At 36.8% G+C, this 17,930-nt stretch carries 19 protein-coding genes; 3 read left to right on the top strand and 16 right to left on the bottom strand.

The annotated features are described in order from the left end of the window. From G558_RS13620 to G558_RS0104365, 9 genes are all read right to left on the bottom strand, one after another. A partial coding sequence (locus tag G558_RS13620; protein WP_156888510.1) for a glycine/sarcosine/betaine reductase selenoprotein B family protein occupies positions 1 to 86 on the bottom strand: 86 nt, incomplete at its 3' end. Positions 87 to 98: 12 nt separating this feature from the next. Beyond that, a complete protein-coding gene (locus G558_RS0104330) occupies positions 99 to 1,424 on the bottom strand; it encodes a glycine/sarcosine/betaine reductase component B subunit (RefSeq protein ID WP_028829078.1) in 1,326 nt (441 codons plus the stop codon). Between the two features lie 23 nt (positions 1,425 to 1,447). Then, a complete protein-coding gene (locus tag G558_RS0104335; RefSeq protein ID WP_036931595.1) occupies positions 1,448 to 3,043 on the bottom strand; it encodes a glycine betaine uptake BCCT transporter in 1,596 nt (531 codons plus the stop codon). Positions 3,044 to 3,324: 281 nt separating this feature from the next. Next, positions 3,325 to 4,344, bottom strand: coding sequence for an electron transfer flavoprotein subunit alpha/FixB family protein (locus G558_RS0104340; protein ID WP_028829080.1), 1,020 nt, complete (start codon positions 4,342 to 4,344; stop codon positions 3,325 to 3,327). A gap of 61 nt (positions 4,345 to 4,405) precedes the next feature. Further along, on the bottom strand, positions 4,406 to 5,188 hold the full coding sequence (locus tag G558_RS0104345) for an electron transfer flavoprotein subunit beta/FixA family protein (protein WP_028829081.1): 783 nt from the start codon (positions 5,186 to 5,188) through the stop codon (positions 4,406 to 4,408). Positions 5,189 to 5,204: 16 nt separating this feature from the next. After that, positions 5,205 to 6,344: an acyl-CoA dehydrogenase gene (locus G558_RS0104350; protein WP_028829082.1), complete on the bottom strand. Its 1,140-nt coding sequence runs from the start codon at positions 6,342 to 6,344 to the stop codon at positions 5,205 to 5,207. A 121-nt stretch (positions 6,345 to 6,465) separates the two neighbouring features. Continuing rightward, a complete protein-coding gene (locus tag G558_RS0104355) occupies positions 6,466 to 7,641 on the bottom strand; it encodes an acetyl-CoA C-acetyltransferase (protein WP_028829083.1) in 1,176 nt (391 codons plus the stop codon). A 321-nt stretch (positions 7,642 to 7,962) separates the two neighbouring features. Then, positions 7,963 to 8,802 carry a 3-hydroxybutyryl-CoA dehydrogenase gene (locus G558_RS0104360; RefSeq protein ID WP_028829084.1) on the bottom strand — a complete coding sequence of 280 codons (840 nt, stop codon included), beginning with the start codon at positions 8,800 to 8,802 and terminating at the stop codon, positions 7,963 to 7,965. A gap of 106 nt (positions 8,803 to 8,908) precedes the next feature. Then, complete coding sequence (locus tag G558_RS0104365; protein ID WP_028829085.1) at positions 8,909 to 9,685, bottom strand: enoyl-CoA hydratase-related protein; 777 nt, start codon at positions 9,683 to 9,685, stop codon at positions 8,909 to 8,911. Between the two features lie 186 nt (positions 9,686 to 9,871). On the opposite strand from G558_RS0104365, the gene G558_RS0104370 reads away from it, so the two are divergent. Next, positions 9,872 to 10,309 (top strand): RrF2 family transcriptional regulator, encoded by a 438-nt coding sequence (locus tag G558_RS0104370; protein WP_028829086.1) that lies wholly within the window; start codon positions 9,872 to 9,874, stop codon positions 10,307 to 10,309. Positions 10,310 to 10,363: 54 nt separating this feature from the next. Here G558_RS0104370 and cysK read toward each other — a convergent pair whose 3' ends face one another. The 7 genes from cysK to truA form a co-directional block, all read right to left on the bottom strand. Then, positions 10,364 to 11,290, bottom strand: a complete 927-nt coding sequence (gene cysK, locus G558_RS0104375) for a cysteine synthase A (RefSeq protein ID WP_028829087.1) — start codon at positions 11,288 to 11,290, stop codon at positions 10,364 to 10,366. 105 nt (positions 11,291 to 11,395) lie between these two features. After that, positions 11,396 to 11,698 carry a putative sulfate exporter family transporter gene (locus G558_RS14265; RefSeq protein ID WP_028829088.1) on the bottom strand — a complete coding sequence of 101 codons (303 nt, stop codon included), beginning with the start codon at positions 11,696 to 11,698 and terminating at the stop codon, positions 11,396 to 11,398. Positions 11,699 to 11,786: 88 nt separating this feature from the next. Next, positions 11,787 to 12,707, bottom strand: coding sequence for a ketopantoate reductase family protein (locus G558_RS0104385; protein WP_028829089.1), 921 nt, complete (start codon positions 12,705 to 12,707; stop codon positions 11,787 to 11,789). A 36-nt stretch (positions 12,708 to 12,743) separates the two neighbouring features. Further along, on the bottom strand, positions 12,744 to 14,345 hold the full coding sequence (locus G558_RS0104390; protein WP_028829090.1) for a sensor domain-containing diguanylate cyclase: 1,602 nt from the start codon (positions 14,343 to 14,345) through the stop codon (positions 12,744 to 12,746). A 125-nt stretch (positions 14,346 to 14,470) separates the two neighbouring features. Beyond that, positions 14,471 to 14,863 (bottom strand): 30S ribosomal protein S9, encoded by a 393-nt coding sequence (rpsI, locus tag G558_RS0104395; RefSeq protein WP_028829091.1) that lies wholly within the window; start codon positions 14,861 to 14,863, stop codon positions 14,471 to 14,473. A gap of 16 nt (positions 14,864 to 14,879) precedes the next feature. Then, positions 14,880 to 15,311 (bottom strand): 50S ribosomal protein L13, encoded by a 432-nt coding sequence (rplM, locus tag G558_RS0104400; protein WP_028829092.1) that lies wholly within the window; start codon positions 15,309 to 15,311, stop codon positions 14,880 to 14,882. A gap of 99 nt (positions 15,312 to 15,410) precedes the next feature. Then, entirely contained in the window at positions 15,411 to 16,154 is a 744-nt protein-coding gene (gene truA, locus G558_RS0104405) for a tRNA pseudouridine(38-40) synthase TruA (RefSeq protein WP_278233963.1), read from the bottom strand. Positions 16,155 to 16,351: 197 nt separating this feature from the next. Between truA and G558_RS0104410 the strand changes: the two genes are divergently transcribed. Then, positions 16,352 to 16,657, top strand: coding sequence for a hypothetical protein (locus G558_RS0104410; protein WP_028829094.1), 306 nt, complete (start codon positions 16,352 to 16,354; stop codon positions 16,655 to 16,657). 54 nt (positions 16,658 to 16,711) lie between these two features. Further along, positions 16,712 to 17,926: an MFS transporter gene (locus G558_RS0104415; RefSeq protein ID WP_028829095.1), complete on the top strand. Its 1,215-nt coding sequence runs from the start codon at positions 16,712 to 16,714 to the stop codon at positions 17,924 to 17,926. The last annotated feature ends 4 nt before the right edge of the window (positions 17,927 to 17,930 follow it).

Consider the following 17,930-nt stretch of genomic DNA (forward strand, 5'->3'; position numbering starts at 1 on the left):
TCTGATATATGCGGACCATAGTCTGCCTTGTCTTCGCCCCCAATTCCTGCAAAAAACTGATTTATATAGTGTATAGCTTTTTTCATCTCATATCCTCCTTAGAATTCCCTCATTGTCTTGGTTGACCATCCTGCTACCTGGTCTCCACAGAACATGGCATTATTTTCCATAATTACAGAACCATCTTCTCTTACTGAAGATCCTAAAACTTCATCATCTGCCCATCCGCCTGAAAGTCCGTCTCTGGCAAGTGACTCAAGCTCACCTATTACAGCTGACGCTGGAGCAAGCTCTATTATCTGAGATACGTTGCCTGTCGAAACAAGTGCGTCTGCTTTTTTATCAAGAGTAACAAGTGGCTGCGACGCACCATCTCTTCCTGTACACTCATTGCTTATTCCCACTACTTTTACACCTGCATCTTCAAGCGCTACTATGCATCTTATATAGTCGGCATCGGGATTACCGTATCCTTCTTCTGTAACTATGGCCCCATCTGCACCCAGAGATTTTGCAATCTGTGCTACAAATATTGCTGCTCTTTCTTTTTGCTCAAGTGAAACGTTTAGATTTGACATTATCACTCCCAAAAAGTTTATCGTCTTTCCATGCTCAGTGTAAAGCTCTCTTATAGTCGGGAAATTTTGAAGGTCATATGTTGACCATTTGGATGAAGCCGGCATAAAGCTTCCTGAAATTATTGCTCCGTCCAGAACTTCTGATGGACTCATGAAGGTTGGTACATATTTGTTCATATCCCATCCATAAATCATTGCATTGTAGCCAAGTTCTTCCATCTGTGACTGAGGTTGCATAACCAGGACTACTGAAGGAAGCTTGTTTATTTCTTCACTTCTTTTTGTTACAGGATCCAGCTCATAAACGTCTATGGCTTCTGGCTCAAGGTCCTTTACTGCCTGTCCTATAAATTCTGCAAGTTTGTGGGCGGCCCATCTAAGTGCTTTATTCTTTTTCTGCTGCTCGTATCTTTCAAATTCCTCATCAGTATCTGCAACCATACATATATTTATGAGTTTTGAGTAATATGTATATTTGGCACCAGCATTCATATCTATCATTCCATCTCCAAAGCTTCCCCAGTGCTTTCCAACGGCCAGAACGCTGCAGCCCTTAAGTGCATGAACCCTTCCTTGTCCAGTTGGCATAACTTCACCTGTTATCCCAGGAAAAAGTGTCCTTCCATCAGGTCTTATCCTTGGCTCTACGGCCTCTTTTACAGGAACTATCCTTACATCATCACCAGGTCTTGCTATTACAATATCTACATCTGTTATATGATTCTCTTCTTCTTTTATAAAAGCCAGCGCAGCTTCTTTATCTATACTAAGAATTCCATCTTTGTATGATGTCTCATTTCCAAGTCTGACATCTTTTACATAAAAATTACCTATTTCCAGTTTCATATTTTGCTCCTTTCAAATTAAAATTATTCTGCCGCAACAGCCACACCAATTTTCGTTTCTATTTCAATTTCTATTTCGCTTGCTTTTTCTAATAGCTTTTCCACTACGTATTCAGATTCACTTTCTGCGACATCTTCTCTAAGGACTTTTACAAGTGATACCATTGCTAATAGCATTATGAATGCAAAGGGAAATGCTGCGACTATAGATATGGTCTGTAACATCTGCAGTCCATTACTGCTTCCAATCATAAGTGACAGGGCCAGCGAAGACTGTATTATTCCCCATACAAATTTGCGCTTTGTATCTGGATTAAGATCCCCATTAGAACTAAACATCCCCAGTACAAAAGTTGCAGAATCTGCAGATGTAACAAAGAATGTGCAAAGTAACAAGATTGCTACCATAGAAATTATCGATCCAGCAGGATACTCTCTCATTACTACAAAAAATGCTGTTGAAGTAGATTTTATAGCTTCTGATGCGACTCCAGAACCAAGGTTGAATCCCATTCCTCCAAATACAGCGAACCATATAAATGAAGCCAGAGTTGGTGCTAGTAATACTCCTGTTATAAATTCTTTTATCGTTCTTCCTCTTGATATCCTGGCTATAAATGTCCCAGTAAATGGTGCCCATGCTATCCACCAGGCCCAGTAGAATATTGTCCAGCCTCCATACCAGCTTGTATCTCCAAAAGCTCCAAGTTGGAATGAATTTTGAGCAAGGTCCCTAAAATATACCCCTATTCCCTCAACAAAAATATTCATGATATAAACTGAAGGTCCTATTATAAAGGCCCCAATCACAAGAATTGAAGCAATTCCCACGTTGAGATTTGAAAGGAATTTTATTCCTCTGTCCAATCCTGTTATAGCTGAAATCATAAATGCTACAGTTACAACCACAACTATGATTACCTGAACCATACTGCTTTCTGGTATCCCAAACAAGAAGTTAAGCCCACTGTTTATCTGATAGGTTCCAAGACCAAGTGAAGTTGCTACTCCAGCTACAGTTGCAAATATAGCTAATATATCTATCATTTTGCCTACCCAGCCACTTACTATTTTTTCTCCAAAAAGAGGTATAAATACGCTACTTATGAGACCTGGCTTGTTTTTTCTAAACTGCATATAGGCAAGCGCAAGTGCAAGTACGCTATAGTTAGCCCAGGGGTGCAGTCCCCAGTGAAGAAACGATTTGGATACAGCAAACTCTTGTGCTGCCAGTGTACCAGCTTCTGCACCAAGTGGCGCCATAAAATGATTGAGCGGCTCCGCAGCTCCCCAAAATACCAGACCAATCCCCATTCCTGCCGAAAAAAGCATTGCGAACCATGAGATGTTGCTGTACTCGGGTTTTGAATCATCTGGCCCAAGTCTTATATTCTTGTATTTCGAAAAAAAGCCTATCCATATAGCAAAAATAACAAATGATGACATAGATAAGGTATAGAACCATCCAAACTCATTTACCAGAAATCCAAATACCCCATTTCCTACTTTTTCAAAATTATCTGGAGCCAATAGCCCCCATAAAACGATTATCAGCGTGAAAGCCAATGATATGTAATATACTGAGTTGTCTTTTTTTACATTCAACTTGTTTTTTTCCACAATACTCTCCCTTCATTTTTTAAAATAAATCAGTATTTTTATAAAGCAGAATGATCTTTATAGGCTCCTTTCTAATTTGTAATCATGATTAATTAATGATTCAACTCGTCTCTTTCTGATAATATAATATCAAACTTTATAATAAACGTCAACTACTATTATTAATAATTTGAATAATTTTCATAAAATTTATAAATATCTGTTTTTTAAAAAAAATACGAACTGCTTATGCGCAGTTCGTATTTTTAAGAATTATTTATGGTTTTTCGAAAATCTCATAATTATTTTTCGTTTGCTTCTTTTTTAACTTTCTTTATAAGATCAGTCACAAGCGGAAGAATTTTTGCTACATCTCCCACAAGACCAAGATCTGCTACTTCAAATATAGCTGCATCTGGATTTTTGTTTACAGCTATTATAAGTTCTGATTCTTCCATTCCAGCAACGTGCTGTATAGCTCCTGAAATACCACACGCCATATAAACTTCTGGTCTTACAGTCTTTCCTGTCTGTCCTACCTGTCTGTCTTTGTCAAGCCATCCAGCATCTATTACTGCTCTTGATCCTGAAACAAGTCCACCTATTGTATCTGCAAGCTCATAAAGTGGTCCAAGATTATCTTTTCCACCTACTCCTCTACCAGCTGATATAAGCATGCCAGCTTCATCTATGTTTGCTTTTGCTTTTGTTTCCTTAACATATTCAAGGATTTCTACGTTCATATCTCCTGCTTCAAGTTTTGCATCAAATGCTACTATTTCACCTTTTCTGTTATGATCTGATGCCATTTTTTGCATAACACCAGGTCTTACTGTAGACATCTGTGGTCTAAAGTCAGGGCAAGCTATAGTTGCCATTATGTTACCGCCAAATGCGGGTCTTGTCATAAGAAGATTCTTAGTTTCATCTTCAATGTCAAGGCTTGTACAGTCAGCTGTAAGTCCTGTATGGACTCTTGCTGAAACTCTTGGAGCAAGGTCTCTTCCTATTGAAGTCGCTCCAAAAAGAACTATCTCCGGATTTTCCTGCTTTATAATACCTACCAGAGCTTTTGTGTAAGGCTCTGTAACAAAAAGCTCCAGCATCTTATCATCTGCTATTACAACTTTATCTGCTCCATGAACAATAAGGTCTCTTGCAATATCTGTTACATCATGTCCTAAAAGTGCTGCGGTTACACTAACTCCCAATGTATCTGCTAACGATCTTCCTTTTCCCAGTAGTTCCATAGATACTTTTTGAACTTCTTTATTTCTCTGCTCTATGAATACTAATACTCCTTTATATTCTGAAAGGTTCACCTGAATACCTCCTGCTTTCTTCAAAATTTATATTTTATACGCCTGTTTGATATGTTAATAACTATATAAGGTATTTTTCCTGAAGCTTGTCAACTATAATCTGAGCTGCTTCTTGTGGAGAAACATCGAATAATTTACCCGCTGTTTTTGCACCTTTTGTGAATGATTTTTTAACTTTTGTAGGTGATCCTTTAAGCCCAAGGTTGTTTGGATCAACTTCGATGTCGTTTACAGACCAAATTTCAACTTTATCTCCTTCAAACGCTTCAAATATTCCCTGAACGTTCATATATCTTGATTCGTTAAGCTCTTTAAGCGCAGTTATAAGGCAAGGCGTCTGAACTTTTATCATCTGATATCCATCTTCAAATGATCTTTTTACAACAATTGATTTATCATAAGCTTCTATTTCTTCAACGTAAGCTACTGAAGGAATGTTAAGATGCTCAGCTATCTGTGGTCCAACTTGCGCTGTATCACCGTCTATTGCCTGTCTTCCTGCGATTATCAAGTCACAGTCTATTTTTTTTAGTGCCCCTGCTAAAGCTGATGATGTTGCCCATGTGTCTGCTCCTGCAAATGCTCTGTCTGTAAGCAGTATTGCTCTGTCTGCTCCCATTGCAAGCGCTTCTCTAAGTGCAAGGTCTGCCTGAGGAGGTCCCATTGTAAGCACTGTTACATGAGAACCATTTTTGTCTTTTATTCTAAGGGCAGCTTCTAGTCCTGCCTTGTCATCTGGGTTTATTATTGACGGAACTCCATCTCTTATAAGAGTTCCAGTTTTAGGGTCAAGCTTTACCTCTGTAGTATCAGGTACCTGTTTTATACAAACTACTATATTCATTTTATTCCTCCCGTATTTATTTCAATAAGTTTGCTGCTATTACCATTCTTTGAACTTCTGAAGTTCCTTCGTAAATCTCTGTTATCTTTGCATCTCTCATCATTCTCTCGATTGGGTACTCTCTTGTGTAGCCGTATCCTCCGAATAACTGCAGACATTTTGTTGTAACTTCCATAGCTGTTTCAGAAGCTATAAGCTTTGCTGTTGCAGCCTCAACACTATATGAAAGACCTCTGTCCTTACAGTCTGCCGCTTTGTAAACAAGTAGTCTTGCCGCTTCTACCTTAGCTGCCATACTTGCAAGCTGGAACTGTGTATTTTGGAACTGAGATATCGATTTTCCAAATTGTTTTCTTTCTTTTACATAAGCTATGGTCTCATCCATTGCTCCTTGAGCAATTCCAAGAGCTTGAGCTGCTATACCAATTCTTCCTCCGTCAAGAGTCTTCATAGCTACCTTAAATCCCTGGCCTTCTTTTCCAAGAAGATTTTCTTTAGGTACTCTTACATTTTCAAATACCAGCTCACATGTAGCCGAACCTCTGATCCCAAGTTTTTTCTCTTTAGGTCCAAATGTAAATCCTGGCATGTCTTTTTCAACTATAAAGGCTGATATTCCTCTTGTTCCTATTGATTTGTCAGTCATAGCCATAACTATATATGTATCTGCGTACATAGCATTTGTTATGAATATCTTTGTTCCGTTAAGGATGTAATGATCTCCATCTAATACCGCTGTTGTCTGTTGCCCGCCTGCATCTGTTCCAGCATTTGGCTCAGTTAGTCCAAAAGCCCCCATCTTTGAGCCGTTTGCAAGTGGCACAAGATATTTCTGCTTTTGTTCTTCAGTTCCAAAATCCACAAGCGGACCTCCACCAAGTGATGTGTGCGCTGATACTATAACTCCAGTTGTAGCACATACTCTTGATAGTTCCTCCACTGCCATGGCATAAGCTACATAGTTTGCACCTGCTCCTCCATACTGCTTTGCAAATGGTATTCCCATAATTCCAGCCTTAACCATTTTTTCTACAGTTTCTACTGGAAATCTTTCCTCTTCATCAACTTCTGCTGCTAAAGGTTTAACTTCATTTAATGAAAATTCTCTTAGCATCTGTCTAAGTAGTAATTGCTCCTTAGTTAAAGTAAAATTCATCTTATTTCCTCCTGTTAATTAATAATTAAACAATATTTATTACAAAATAAACTCCTTATCCTATCTAGAGCATGATAAGGAGTCTACTATTGTTATCATGGTTATTTGTTATTGTCAGTGTCTATCTTTTTACTATAAGGGCTGTTCCCATTCCCCCACCTATACAAAGTGTCGCAAGTCCTGTCTTTTTGTCTGCTCTCTTCATTTCATATAAAAGAGTTGTAAGAATACGAGCTCCTGAAGCTCCGATTGGATGTCCAAGCGCTATGGCTCCTCCGTTTACGTTTACCTTTTCCATATCAAACTCGAGTGCTTTTGAAACTGAAAGAGCCTGTGATGCAAATGCTTCGTTAGCTTCTACAAGTTCTATATCATTCATAGCCATCCCAGCCTTATCAAGGGCTTTTCTCACGGTTGGAACTGGTCCATAACCCATTACTGAAGGTTCAACTCCACAAGTAGCATATGACACTATAGTAGCCATTGGCTCAAGTCCTAGCTCGTCAGCTTTGTCTTTTGACATTACTATAAGCATGGCTGCTCCATCATTGATTCCCGAAGCATTTCCTGCTGTAACAGTACCACCTTTTTTGAAAGCTGGCTTTAATTTTGCAAGTTTTTCCATAGTCATGCCTGGTTTTATGAATTCATCTTTATCTATTATCACATCACCTTTTCTAGTTGATATAACTACAGGTACGATCTCATCATCAAACTTGCCTTCTTTTTGTGCTTTTTCAGCTCTTAGCTGACTGTTAAGTGCAAGATCATCTTGCATTTCTCTTGTAAGTTCATATTTTTCAGCAAGGTTTTCTGCTGTTATTCCCATATGATATCCTTCAAATGCATCAGTAAGGCCATCGTTAACCATAACGTCTACCATGTTAACGTTTCCCATTCTTGCTCCCCATCTTGCAGAGTTGGTAACATATGGAGCATTGCTCATACTCTCAGATCCACCAGCAAGTATTATATCTGCATCTCCAAGCGCTATAATCTGTGCGGCCATAGAAACAGCCCTAAGTCCTGATCCACAAACTATATTTACACCCATAGCAGGTTTTTCTACTGGTATTCCAGCATCAATACTTATCTGTCTTGATACGTTTTGTCCAAGTCCTGCAGAAAGTACATTCCCTATTATCGACTCATCTATCATATCTGGACTTATCTTAGCTCTTTTAATAGCTTCTTTTGCCGCTACTGCTCCTAGTTCTCTTGCTCCCATAGGAGTAAGTCCTCCACCAAAACTACCTACTGCAGTTCTTGCTGCACTTACTATTACAACTTCTCTCATCATATTGCTCCTTCCAAAATCAAGTGTTACAACGCACTAGTAATCAATACATATAATTTTATATGATTCAGCAGAACATGCAAGCAGAAGTTGAATTAACTTCAAAGTACTGCTTTTATCCATGCTCTGCTGTATTTCAATCTAATATTGACGAATCACCGTTAACCTTAACTATAAATAATACATGAGTATCCTTTACGAAAATTGCCTGTTAGGTATACTATATTATATTTGGTTTGAGTATGTCAAGGGTTTTCTTCGTTACTAATATGTCGAACATCGTGCATTTTTTATGAAAGTAACCTTTATGTTTGGATAAATCTAATAGTTATAGAATCCTGCTTTTGTCTTTCTTCCTAGAAGATTTGCTCTTACCATCTTTTTAAGAAGTGGATGTGCTCTGTATTTTGTGTCTCCAAATTCGCTGTAAAGTACTTGCATTATAGCAAGGCAAACATCCAGTCCTATAAGGTCTGCAAGAGCAAGTGGCCCCATTGGATGGTTTGCTCCAAGTTTCATAGCTTCATCTATGTCTTCTTTTTTTGCAACTCCATCGGCAAGTATTCCAACCGCTTCATTTATCATAGGTACAAGTATTCTGTTAACTACAAAACCTGGTCCTTCTTCTATTTCTACAGGCACTTTGCCTACAGCCTTTGAAAGTTCAAAAACTTTGTTAAATATATCTTGGTCAGTTACCTGCCCTTTGATAACTTCTACAAGTTTCATTGCAGGAACTGGATTAAAGAAATGCATTCCAATTACTCGCTCTGGTCTTGATGTTGTCGAAGCCACCTCTGTAATTGAAAGTGAAGAAGTGTTAGTTGCCATTATTGCATCTTCTTTTGCGATTTTTTCAATTTCAGCGAAAGTAGATTTTTTAGTTTCCATATCTTCTGCTATAGCCTCTATGAATATATCTGCATCTTTGCACTCTTGGTATTCAAGCGCAACACTTATATTAGACAGTATTTCCTCTTTTTTTGCCTCTTCCATCTTGCCTTTTTCAACCTGCTTTGAAAGAGATTTTGTAATAGAACTGATAGCTCTGTTTAGTGAAGCTTCTGATCTTCCTTTAAATATTACTGCGTATCCTGCCTGTGCAAAAGTCTGAGCTATTCCTGCTCCCATTGTTCCTGTCCCAACTACACAAATTTTCATGTTTTCGCCTCCAAATAAGTATTATATTCAAGTGCTACCGTTAACGTTTCCTAAAAACATTATTGCACACTTGATAAATAAGTGTCAATACCTTTTGCTTTTTTATTTATTTTTTAATGAATACAGGTTTTCTTTTTTCAAGAAAAGCCGCCATTCCTTCTTTTTGGTCTTCTGTAGAAAAACATAGTCCGAAAAGACTGGCTTCTATCTCTATGGCTGTGCTAATATCAGTCTGAGATCCACGTTCGATTGCTTCTTTGGCATATGCAACTGCAAGTTGCGCATTAGAAGAGATTTTTTTGGCCATTTCAAGAGCAGTTTCCATAAGTTTTTCTGGCTCAGTAATGTGATTTACCAGACCTATTTCTTTGGCCACCTGCGCGTTTATAATATTTCCAGTAAATATGAGTTCCTTTGCTTTCCCTGGACCTACAAGCCTTGACATCCTCTGGGTTCCAGAAAATCCCGGTGTAATTCCAAGACCTACTTCGGGCTGACCGAACTTGGCTTTTTCTGAGGCAATCCTTATGTCACATGCCATTGCAAGCTCACAGCCACCACCAAGTGCGAATCCATTTACAGCCGCAATTACAGCTTTTGGCATTTCTTCAAGCTTTCTAAATATCGATGCCCCAAATTTACCGAACTCTTTGCCCTCAGAAGCATTCAAAACACTCATCTGAGCAATGTCTGCACCTGCTACAAAGGCTTTTCCTTGGCCAGTTATGATAATCACGTTCACATTATCATCATTTGCCGCTTCATCAACAGCTTCCCCAAGCTGACTGAGCAGGTCCGTATTAAGGGAGTTAAGGGCTTCTGGCCTGTTAAGCTTTAAAACCAGGACGTTTTCAATGTACTCTTTCAAAATAAATTTTTCCATACTTTTTCTCCTTTCATTTTATAAATCTCATACTCAACTTTTCTTAAGGTCCATCCTCATAATATCATTGATTTACTAAATTTTCAACAAATCCATATGGATATTAGATGCTCTTGTTTTTTTATGGGCTTATACAATTGATATCAAAACGAAGCTATGATATAATCCATTTAAAGAGGTGTAATTATGAAAATTTCAACTAAAGGCAGATATGTTCTGCGTATGCTTCTGGACCTTTCTGAACACAAGGGAGAGGGCTACGTAGCTCTTAAAGATATAGCTAAAAGACAGGGAATATCCAAAAAATATCTTGAACAGATAATCCCTCTTCTTAATAATGCTGATATGCTTGTTGCAAGCCGTGGATATCAAGGAGGCTATATGCTAGCAAAAGATCCTTCCATGTATACAGTAGGAGATATACTTCGAATAACAGAAGGCAGCATTGCTCCTGTATCGTGTCTTGAGGGAAACAATTCTACTTGCGAAAGAGAAGGACAGTGCATGACCCTTTATGTCTGGCAGGGTCTGGATAAAGTTATTTCAGAGTATCTTGACAGTATCACACTCCAGGATATTTTGGACAAGCACAGAAAAGAATTTATTTTTGATTTCAGTATTTAAAACAATAAAGAAAGCATGTTCCATATGGAACATGCTTTCTTTATTGTTTTAAATTTATATAAACATCGGCGTAGATAGGTATCGTTCTCCATTATCTGGTAAAATTACAACTATAACCTTGCCTTCATTTTCTTTTCTTTTTCCAACTATCTCCGCTGCTTTTAGTGCCGCACCTGAAGATATTCCCGCAAGTATTCCTTCTTTTGTTGATATAGCTTTAGCCATTTCAAAAGCATCTTCATTTTCTATTGTTATTATTTCATCATAAATCTGAGTATCAAGTGTTTCAGGTACAAAACCCGCACCCAAACCTTGAATCTTATGTGGCCCTGGTTTCCCTCCCGAAAGTATCGGTGAAGCTGCCGGCTCTACTCCAATAACTTTAATATCAGGATTTTTACTCTTAAGATATTTACCTGCCCCACTTATGGTACCGCCAGTACCTATACCAGCTATGAATATATCTACTTCACCATCAGTATCATTCCATATTTCTGGTCCTGTAGTTTCAAAATGTATCTTTGGATTAGCCGGGTTGTTAAACTGGCTTGGAATAAAGCTGTTTTCTATTTTTTCTGCCAGTTCTGCTGCTTTTTCTATAGCACCTTTCATCCCTTTTGTTCCCTCAGTCAAAATTACTTCTGCACCGTAAGCTCTAAGCAGGTTTCTTCGTTCCACGCTCATAGTCTCTGGCATAGTGAGTATTACTTTGTATCCTCTCGCAGCTGCTGCCGAAGCAATTCCTATTCCTGTATTTCCGCTCGTAGGCTCAATTATAACAGTTCCTTCTCTTATTAAATTTTTTTCTTCTGCATCTTTTATCATTGCATTTGCAATCCTGTCTTTAACACTACCAGCAGGATTGAAATATTCTAATTTTACGAGCACTGTTGCCTTTATGTCAAATTCTTTTTCTAAATTTGCAAGCTCTACTATCGGTGTGTTTCCTACCAGGTCCTTTATTCTTTTGTATGTTTTCATATTAAACTCCTTTTCTCGGAAATAATAACCTACTAAACCTACCTACTTTATATGTTTCAATTTTAATCCTTTTTTTTAACTTTGTCAATATAATGTCTTGATTTTCTACCAAATTTCCATCAATCTTTGCATTATAAGACTTACTGCCGTTATTCCAGTCCAGCATGCAAATCCCATAATTAGAGGTTTCCCACCTGTTCTGACAAGTTTTATAACATCTGTGTTAAATCCGATTGCAGCCATAGCAAGTATTATAAAGAATTTACTCACTTCTCTTATAGGTGCAAATATCTCTATGGGCATTCCTATTGAAACTGCTACAGGATACATTGATCCCAATGCCCAGGATGGAACCGCAATCAAAATACAAATTAAGACTCCTGCAAAATTATTTTTGATGTTTTCCATTTTTGTCCTCGTTTCAATGAATAAAAATATGTGTAAATTTTTTCTCATTGAACAGTTTCACCCATTTTCACCTTAATGTACAATGTTTTTAATACGTGCTTTCTATTTCTTTTATTTTTTTGTATAGCAATTCGTTTACCGGCGATTCTACGGAGTGTTCCTTAGATAGATTTATGACCGTTCCCGAAAAAAGCTCTACTTCTGATTTACGTTTTTCAATTCCATCTTGACGCATTGATGGCATATTTTCAGGGTCTAGTGAATCTACAATACTTAAATAATCCTGAAGTTCTTTTTCCGTAACGTTGGCTCCTTCATATTCAGATAATTTTACTACCTCTCTCATCGCTCCAATCATCATATACCTTGGTTCTCCTGGGCTCTGTATAGTCTTGTATGTTCCTTCATTTACCATAACCACCTGATTCACACCCACATTAAGCATGAATTTACTCCACATTCTGTGAATGATGTCTTTTTCTCTTGTGTAAGGCAGCTGGACCTTTTCAAAAAAATCGCACAGGCTGTCGAGCCTTTCTCTCTTTTGTTTATCCTCACTTTGTATCCCAACTATAAGCTCTCCCATTTTAGAATAAGAAAGATCATTCCCAAGTTTTACAGCATCCATCCCCTGTGCCACGCAGTGTATAATCCTCTCTTTTCCATATCTGTCCGAAATAATTTTTTCGCTTGAGATTCCATTTAGCACCGATATTATCGTTGTGTTATCGCCTATCTGATTTTTTGCCGTTTCAAGCGCTTCTTCAAGTCTTGTAGATTTAACTGCAAAAATTACAAGATCTGCCGGCTCGCCTTTAAGGTCTTCTGAAATATAGCTAAAGTCACAGACTTTACCATTACATAAAGATACTTCCTGATTGTATTTTTTTATTCTGTCGTCACTTGCAATAAAAGAGACTGCAGACTTTCCCATTTTTTCTGTAAAATGATAACCAAACAATATACCAAGAGCTCCCCTGCCCACTATTACTACTTTTTTTATTTCCATAATTATAACCTCGTTTACAAATTAATTTAAATTCAACTATATATTTCTTAATACCTTCAAATCTTTTTTTATTTTCCTTTTTTCATTATACATCTTCTCGTCGGCATTGTTTACAATTGCATCGATATATTCATTAGAATCAAATCTGAATGTTTCAATACCATGGCTTGCACTAATTAAATAATTCCTATTTTCCGTCTCATTCACATTTTTGTATTCTTTAATAATACGGTTCCAAATTTCTTCCGATTGGTCTTCATCAAGGCCTTCAAATATTATCAGGAATTCGTCGCCTCCCAGCCTGGCCACAAAGTCATTATTTCGGATATTTTTTTCAATTCCATTTACTACACTTAAAATAAGTTCATCCCCTGCTTCATGTCCCAGAGCATCATTTACTTCCTTCAATCCATTTATATCAATAAAACAAACACTAATCTGACCGTCGTTTTTAGACATTTTCTTATATAGCTGGGCCAATTTTTCAAACCCGGCACGTCTATTATATGCTCCTGTCATGACGTCATATTCCGAAAAATACTTTATCCGTTCTCTCTCATTTTTATTAATAGAAATTAGCATTGCTATAATAACAGACACCATAAGAATAAGGAGATACCAGATATAATTATCCTTGATTACGCCCATAAGCATTTGTCCCAAGCTTTGAGTGAACAATTTGCCGTTTTGTGTTTCTGTTGGCAGGTAAGAAACCAGCATCCAGTCTCCTGAGCCAAGAACTATATCATAAGCTGAGTTGTCTATTGCAAACGCTCTGTTTGTAATAATATTTGAATATATAAAAGCACCATTTCCACTCAACAGGTATCCATCTTTATTGTTTTGCATGTTTTCCCACTCATCAGGATAATTATTGCTAAAGCTCTGATTTACTCTTTCAGGATACATAAAGGACCATTCATTGTTACTGTTTTTACTGTCATAAATCCAGTAGCCATTATTATTTAGCATGAATATTATGCCATTACTTCCAGACGATACTTCTTTTACCTGTTCCAGCATATCATCTGCAGAATAATTCAAAATAAAAATTCCATTAAATTTTCCATTTTGATCATAATATGGCATCGAAACCCTTAGCATCGGCTTAATTGGCTCTTCTATGGTATTATTTTCCATATTCAAATCTAAAGTGGATATGTAAATTTGATTTTTCGATAAATTGATAGTATCCGTAAAATAATACCTGTCTTTTTTATTTTGCAGATTTGCTTTATCAACAATAATTGCTTCATTTTTCTTATAATTTACCCTTACAACTTCATTTCCATCTGCATCTATAAATCTGATTTGATCATAGGTTTTTTTTCTATTTGAAAATGCCAGCCATTGTTTCTCAATTTCAAAATAGTTTCCGTCACCTTTGTCATACATACGAAAGCAATCTGACACATATAATAAATCACTGGTGATTTTATTTATTTTATTAGTAACAATCTTATTTTCTACTTCAATAAGCCTCTGTTCATTGTTCAATAGCTCATTTTTCTTACTTTCATTCAACGCATACTGTAATAGTGAAGTAATAGAAAAAAAGACTGAACTGAATATCAGGAAAAAAATCAATGTATATTTTAAAAAAGTCTTCTTATCTTTAATTAATATTGTTTTTATCATTTAGTTTTTACCTGCTTTTTATTTTTCACCTTTATTTTACCACATATCCAAAAATCAACAAACAAATAACTTCCGCAAAAAAACCCCAGAAACAAAGTCCCTGAGGTTTTTGTATAAAGATATTTCTATCTTTTTGAGAACTGAGGAGCTCTTCTAGCTGCCTTAAGTCCATATTTCTTTCTTTCTTTCATTCTTGCATCTCTTGTAAGGAATCCTGCTGCTTTAAGAGCTGGTCTTAATTCTGCATCTGCCTTTAAAAGCGCTCTTGATATTCCGTGTCTGATTGCTCCAGATTGTCCACTGAACCCTCCGCCGTTAACATTTACAAACACATCATATTTTGATAATGTATCAGTCATCTGAAGAGGTCTGCGAACGTCTCTCTTAAGAGTTTCATATCCAAAAAATTCTTCTATGTCTCTTCCGTTAATAACAATGTTTCCTTGTCCTGGTAAAAGTCTTACTCTTGCAACAGAGCTTTTTCTTCTTCCAGTTCCATAATATTGTACCTTAGCCATGAATTTTTCTCCTTTCTTAAATTGTTTCTAAAGTTTCAAGTTTTTGTGCTTGGTGAGTGTGCTCTGGTCCAACAAACAACTTAAGTCTCTTCATCATAGGAGATCTTAATTTAGTTTTTGGCAGCATACCATTTACAGAAGCCTTAAGAACTTCTTCCGGTTTCTCTGCAAGCATTCTTCTCAAAGGAGCTTCCTTCATGTTACCGATATAACCTGTATGGTGTCTGTATATTTTCTGATCTAATTTCTTTCCTGTTACAGCTATTTTTTCTGCATTTACTACTACTACAAAATCTCCGCCATCAACGTGTGGAGTATATGTTACTTTGTGCTTTCCTCTTAAGATAGTTGCTATCTCAGTTGAAAGTCTTCCTAATGTTTTTCCCTCTGCATCGACAATAAACCATTTTCTTGTAACTTCTGCAGGTTTAGAAATGTAAGACTTCATTCTAATTCCTCCTTAAACAAATAAACCAACTATTAGTGTATGAATAAAGTCCGGGGCAGTGGACATATAGTTTACACATTCTTTAAGATTATAATGCATTTAAAGCTCATTGTCAATAGAATAGCTCACTTTTTTTAGATACAGACCCATTGCCGGAGCTGTGGGTCCTGCAAATTCTCTTGACTTTGACTCCAAAATTTTTTCAACATTTATATCTTGACCCTTGCCTGCCTCTATTAATGTTCCTGCAATTATCCTTACCATGTTATAGAGGAAACCGTTTCCGGTTATTTCCATTTCAATTATATCACCGTATTTTTTAAGTTCCAGAGAGTATACCGTCCTTACAAATTTCTTAGCGGATGAGCCTTCGGATTTGAATGCCGAAAAATCATGTTGCCCGACAATCATAGCTGCCTGTTTTCTCATGCTTTCTATGTCAAGGTCTCCTTTAACGTAATATGATCTGTTTTTTTCAAAAGATCTTCTCACTGAGCCTGTCTGTATTCTGTAAATATAAGTTTTCTCTTTAGCTACAAATCTTGAATGAAAGCTCTCATTTACTAGGGTGCTTTCTATTATTCTGATATCATCATTCAGTTTCGAATTCAGGGCATATTTGAGCCTTTCAGGGGCTATAGTGGTGTCCGTGTGAAAATTGACCACTTGGCCAAGTGCATGAACTCCCGCATCAGTTCTTCCAGATGCTATCAGTTTTGGTTTTTTTCTTGTAATTTTCTCGATTGCATCTTCAATTGCAGCCTCAACCGTATTTAAACTCCCCTGTTTCTGCCATCCATAAAAAGATGTGCCTATATATTCTATAGTAAGTTTTATATTCATCAATCTGTACTCCTCATGCTTATTAACTTACATAAGTATAACAAAATTTTACAGGAAATTCAAATCAATTTATGCTGAAATTTTTTTGATTTTTTTAACAAATTTTATCACATTAGATGTTGCAATTTTTAGATAATTGTAATATAATGTTTTATAACAATATCGCAAATAAATTAAATGAGGGGGTTTGATTATTTATGGTACCACGTTTGCTTTTACTTTTTGCATTTTTTATTGTTTCATGCAAAGTTTTTCAGCTTATACATATTGAAATATTTAAAAAGAATCTGTGTGATGATAATTTTTACAGTGGTGGTTTGGCTGGTTCTTCTGAAAAATCGGAAATTATGCAAAAATCTTCTGTAAGCTTAAATCTTCGCAGATCAAAAAGGCCAGACAAGGTCAGACCCGCTGCTAAACATAGGATTTCTAACCCTTCAACCAGAACTGTTACATATTCTTCCTACCAAGCATACAAAAAATCAGGTACTGGTTTTAGATAAAACTTTTCTTAAGATGAGCTTTGCTCATCTTTTTTCGCGTGCGGAGGTGTCTAAGTGCCATCTAAATACAAATTTGACAACGTCAAACTATTTTATTTCATTTCTTTTTCAGCTTCATTTTCTCAGGGAATTTTCAGTATGTTTGCAGGTCTTTATCTCATTGACATAGGATACAGTGAGTCTATATCTGGTAATATACTTTCTATAAACACTCTGGCCGTAGCTATTGGATCAATAATAAGTGCTTATCTCATAGAAAGAATCGGACGTAAAAAAAGTTTTTATCTGAGCTGCATCCTTATATCGGTCTCCATGGTTCTTATGGTCGCTTTTACAAATCTGCCCTCTATTGCTTTATTTGTTGTCATAAATGGATTTGGCCTAAGTATAAGGGCCACAGCCGAAGGACTTTTTCTGGCCGAAAATACACAGCCCTCAAACAGGCTCAAAGCTTTCAGCCACAATTTTGTAGTTACTTTTTTCGGTTTTATGACTGCATCTTTTGCAGGTGGACACCTGAGTACATTTTTAAGCGATACTCTCATGATCGAAAATACAATTTTTTACATATCTTTAATATCTTCGCTCTTTACAATGCTCTTCCTCTTCCCAGTTAGCTATATTACTGAAAATAAGCCAGCAAAAACGCGAAGCCTGAGCGAATGTCTAAAAGGATACGCAATTATTAAACGTCCCGATATTGCGCTTTATATCCTTTATTATTCCTTAACAGGTATTGGCGCCGGTATGGTGGTCCCCTTCTTCAGTATCTATCTCAAGTATTCTATGTCTCTTAAAGATGCATCTATAGGTTCTATACTTTCCTTTTCGCAGTTCGGATGTATAGCTGGAGGACTTTTGCTTCCATACCTTACAAAAAATATGGGCAGACATAAGACAGCCATTATATGCCAGATTCTCAGTATTCCCTTTTTGATAAGCATAGCCTTTCCTCAGGGCATAATTCTCGTATACATATCTTTCTTCATGAGAAACGGCCTGATGAATATGGCGACGCCTCTTAATACCAGCATATTTATGGACCTGGTAGAGCCTGTAGAGCGTTCTAATTTCAGCAGCCTTCTTTCTCTTTTTTCGAGTCTGTCAAGAGCTGGAGGTATAAGCATGGGCGGATATATTATGGAGCATTTCAGTTACCACACTCCCTATTACTTTACTACACTCCTATACATAAGTGCCATTGGCGTTTTTATATATGCAAGCAAAAAATCAAATGCAAATAAAACCAAATCTGGCATCTGCGCATAAAAAA

The organism is Proteocatella sphenisci DSM 23131, from assembly GCF_000423525.1.
GTDB lineage: Bacteria > Bacillota > Clostridia > Peptostreptococcales > Filifactoraceae > Proteocatella > Proteocatella sphenisci.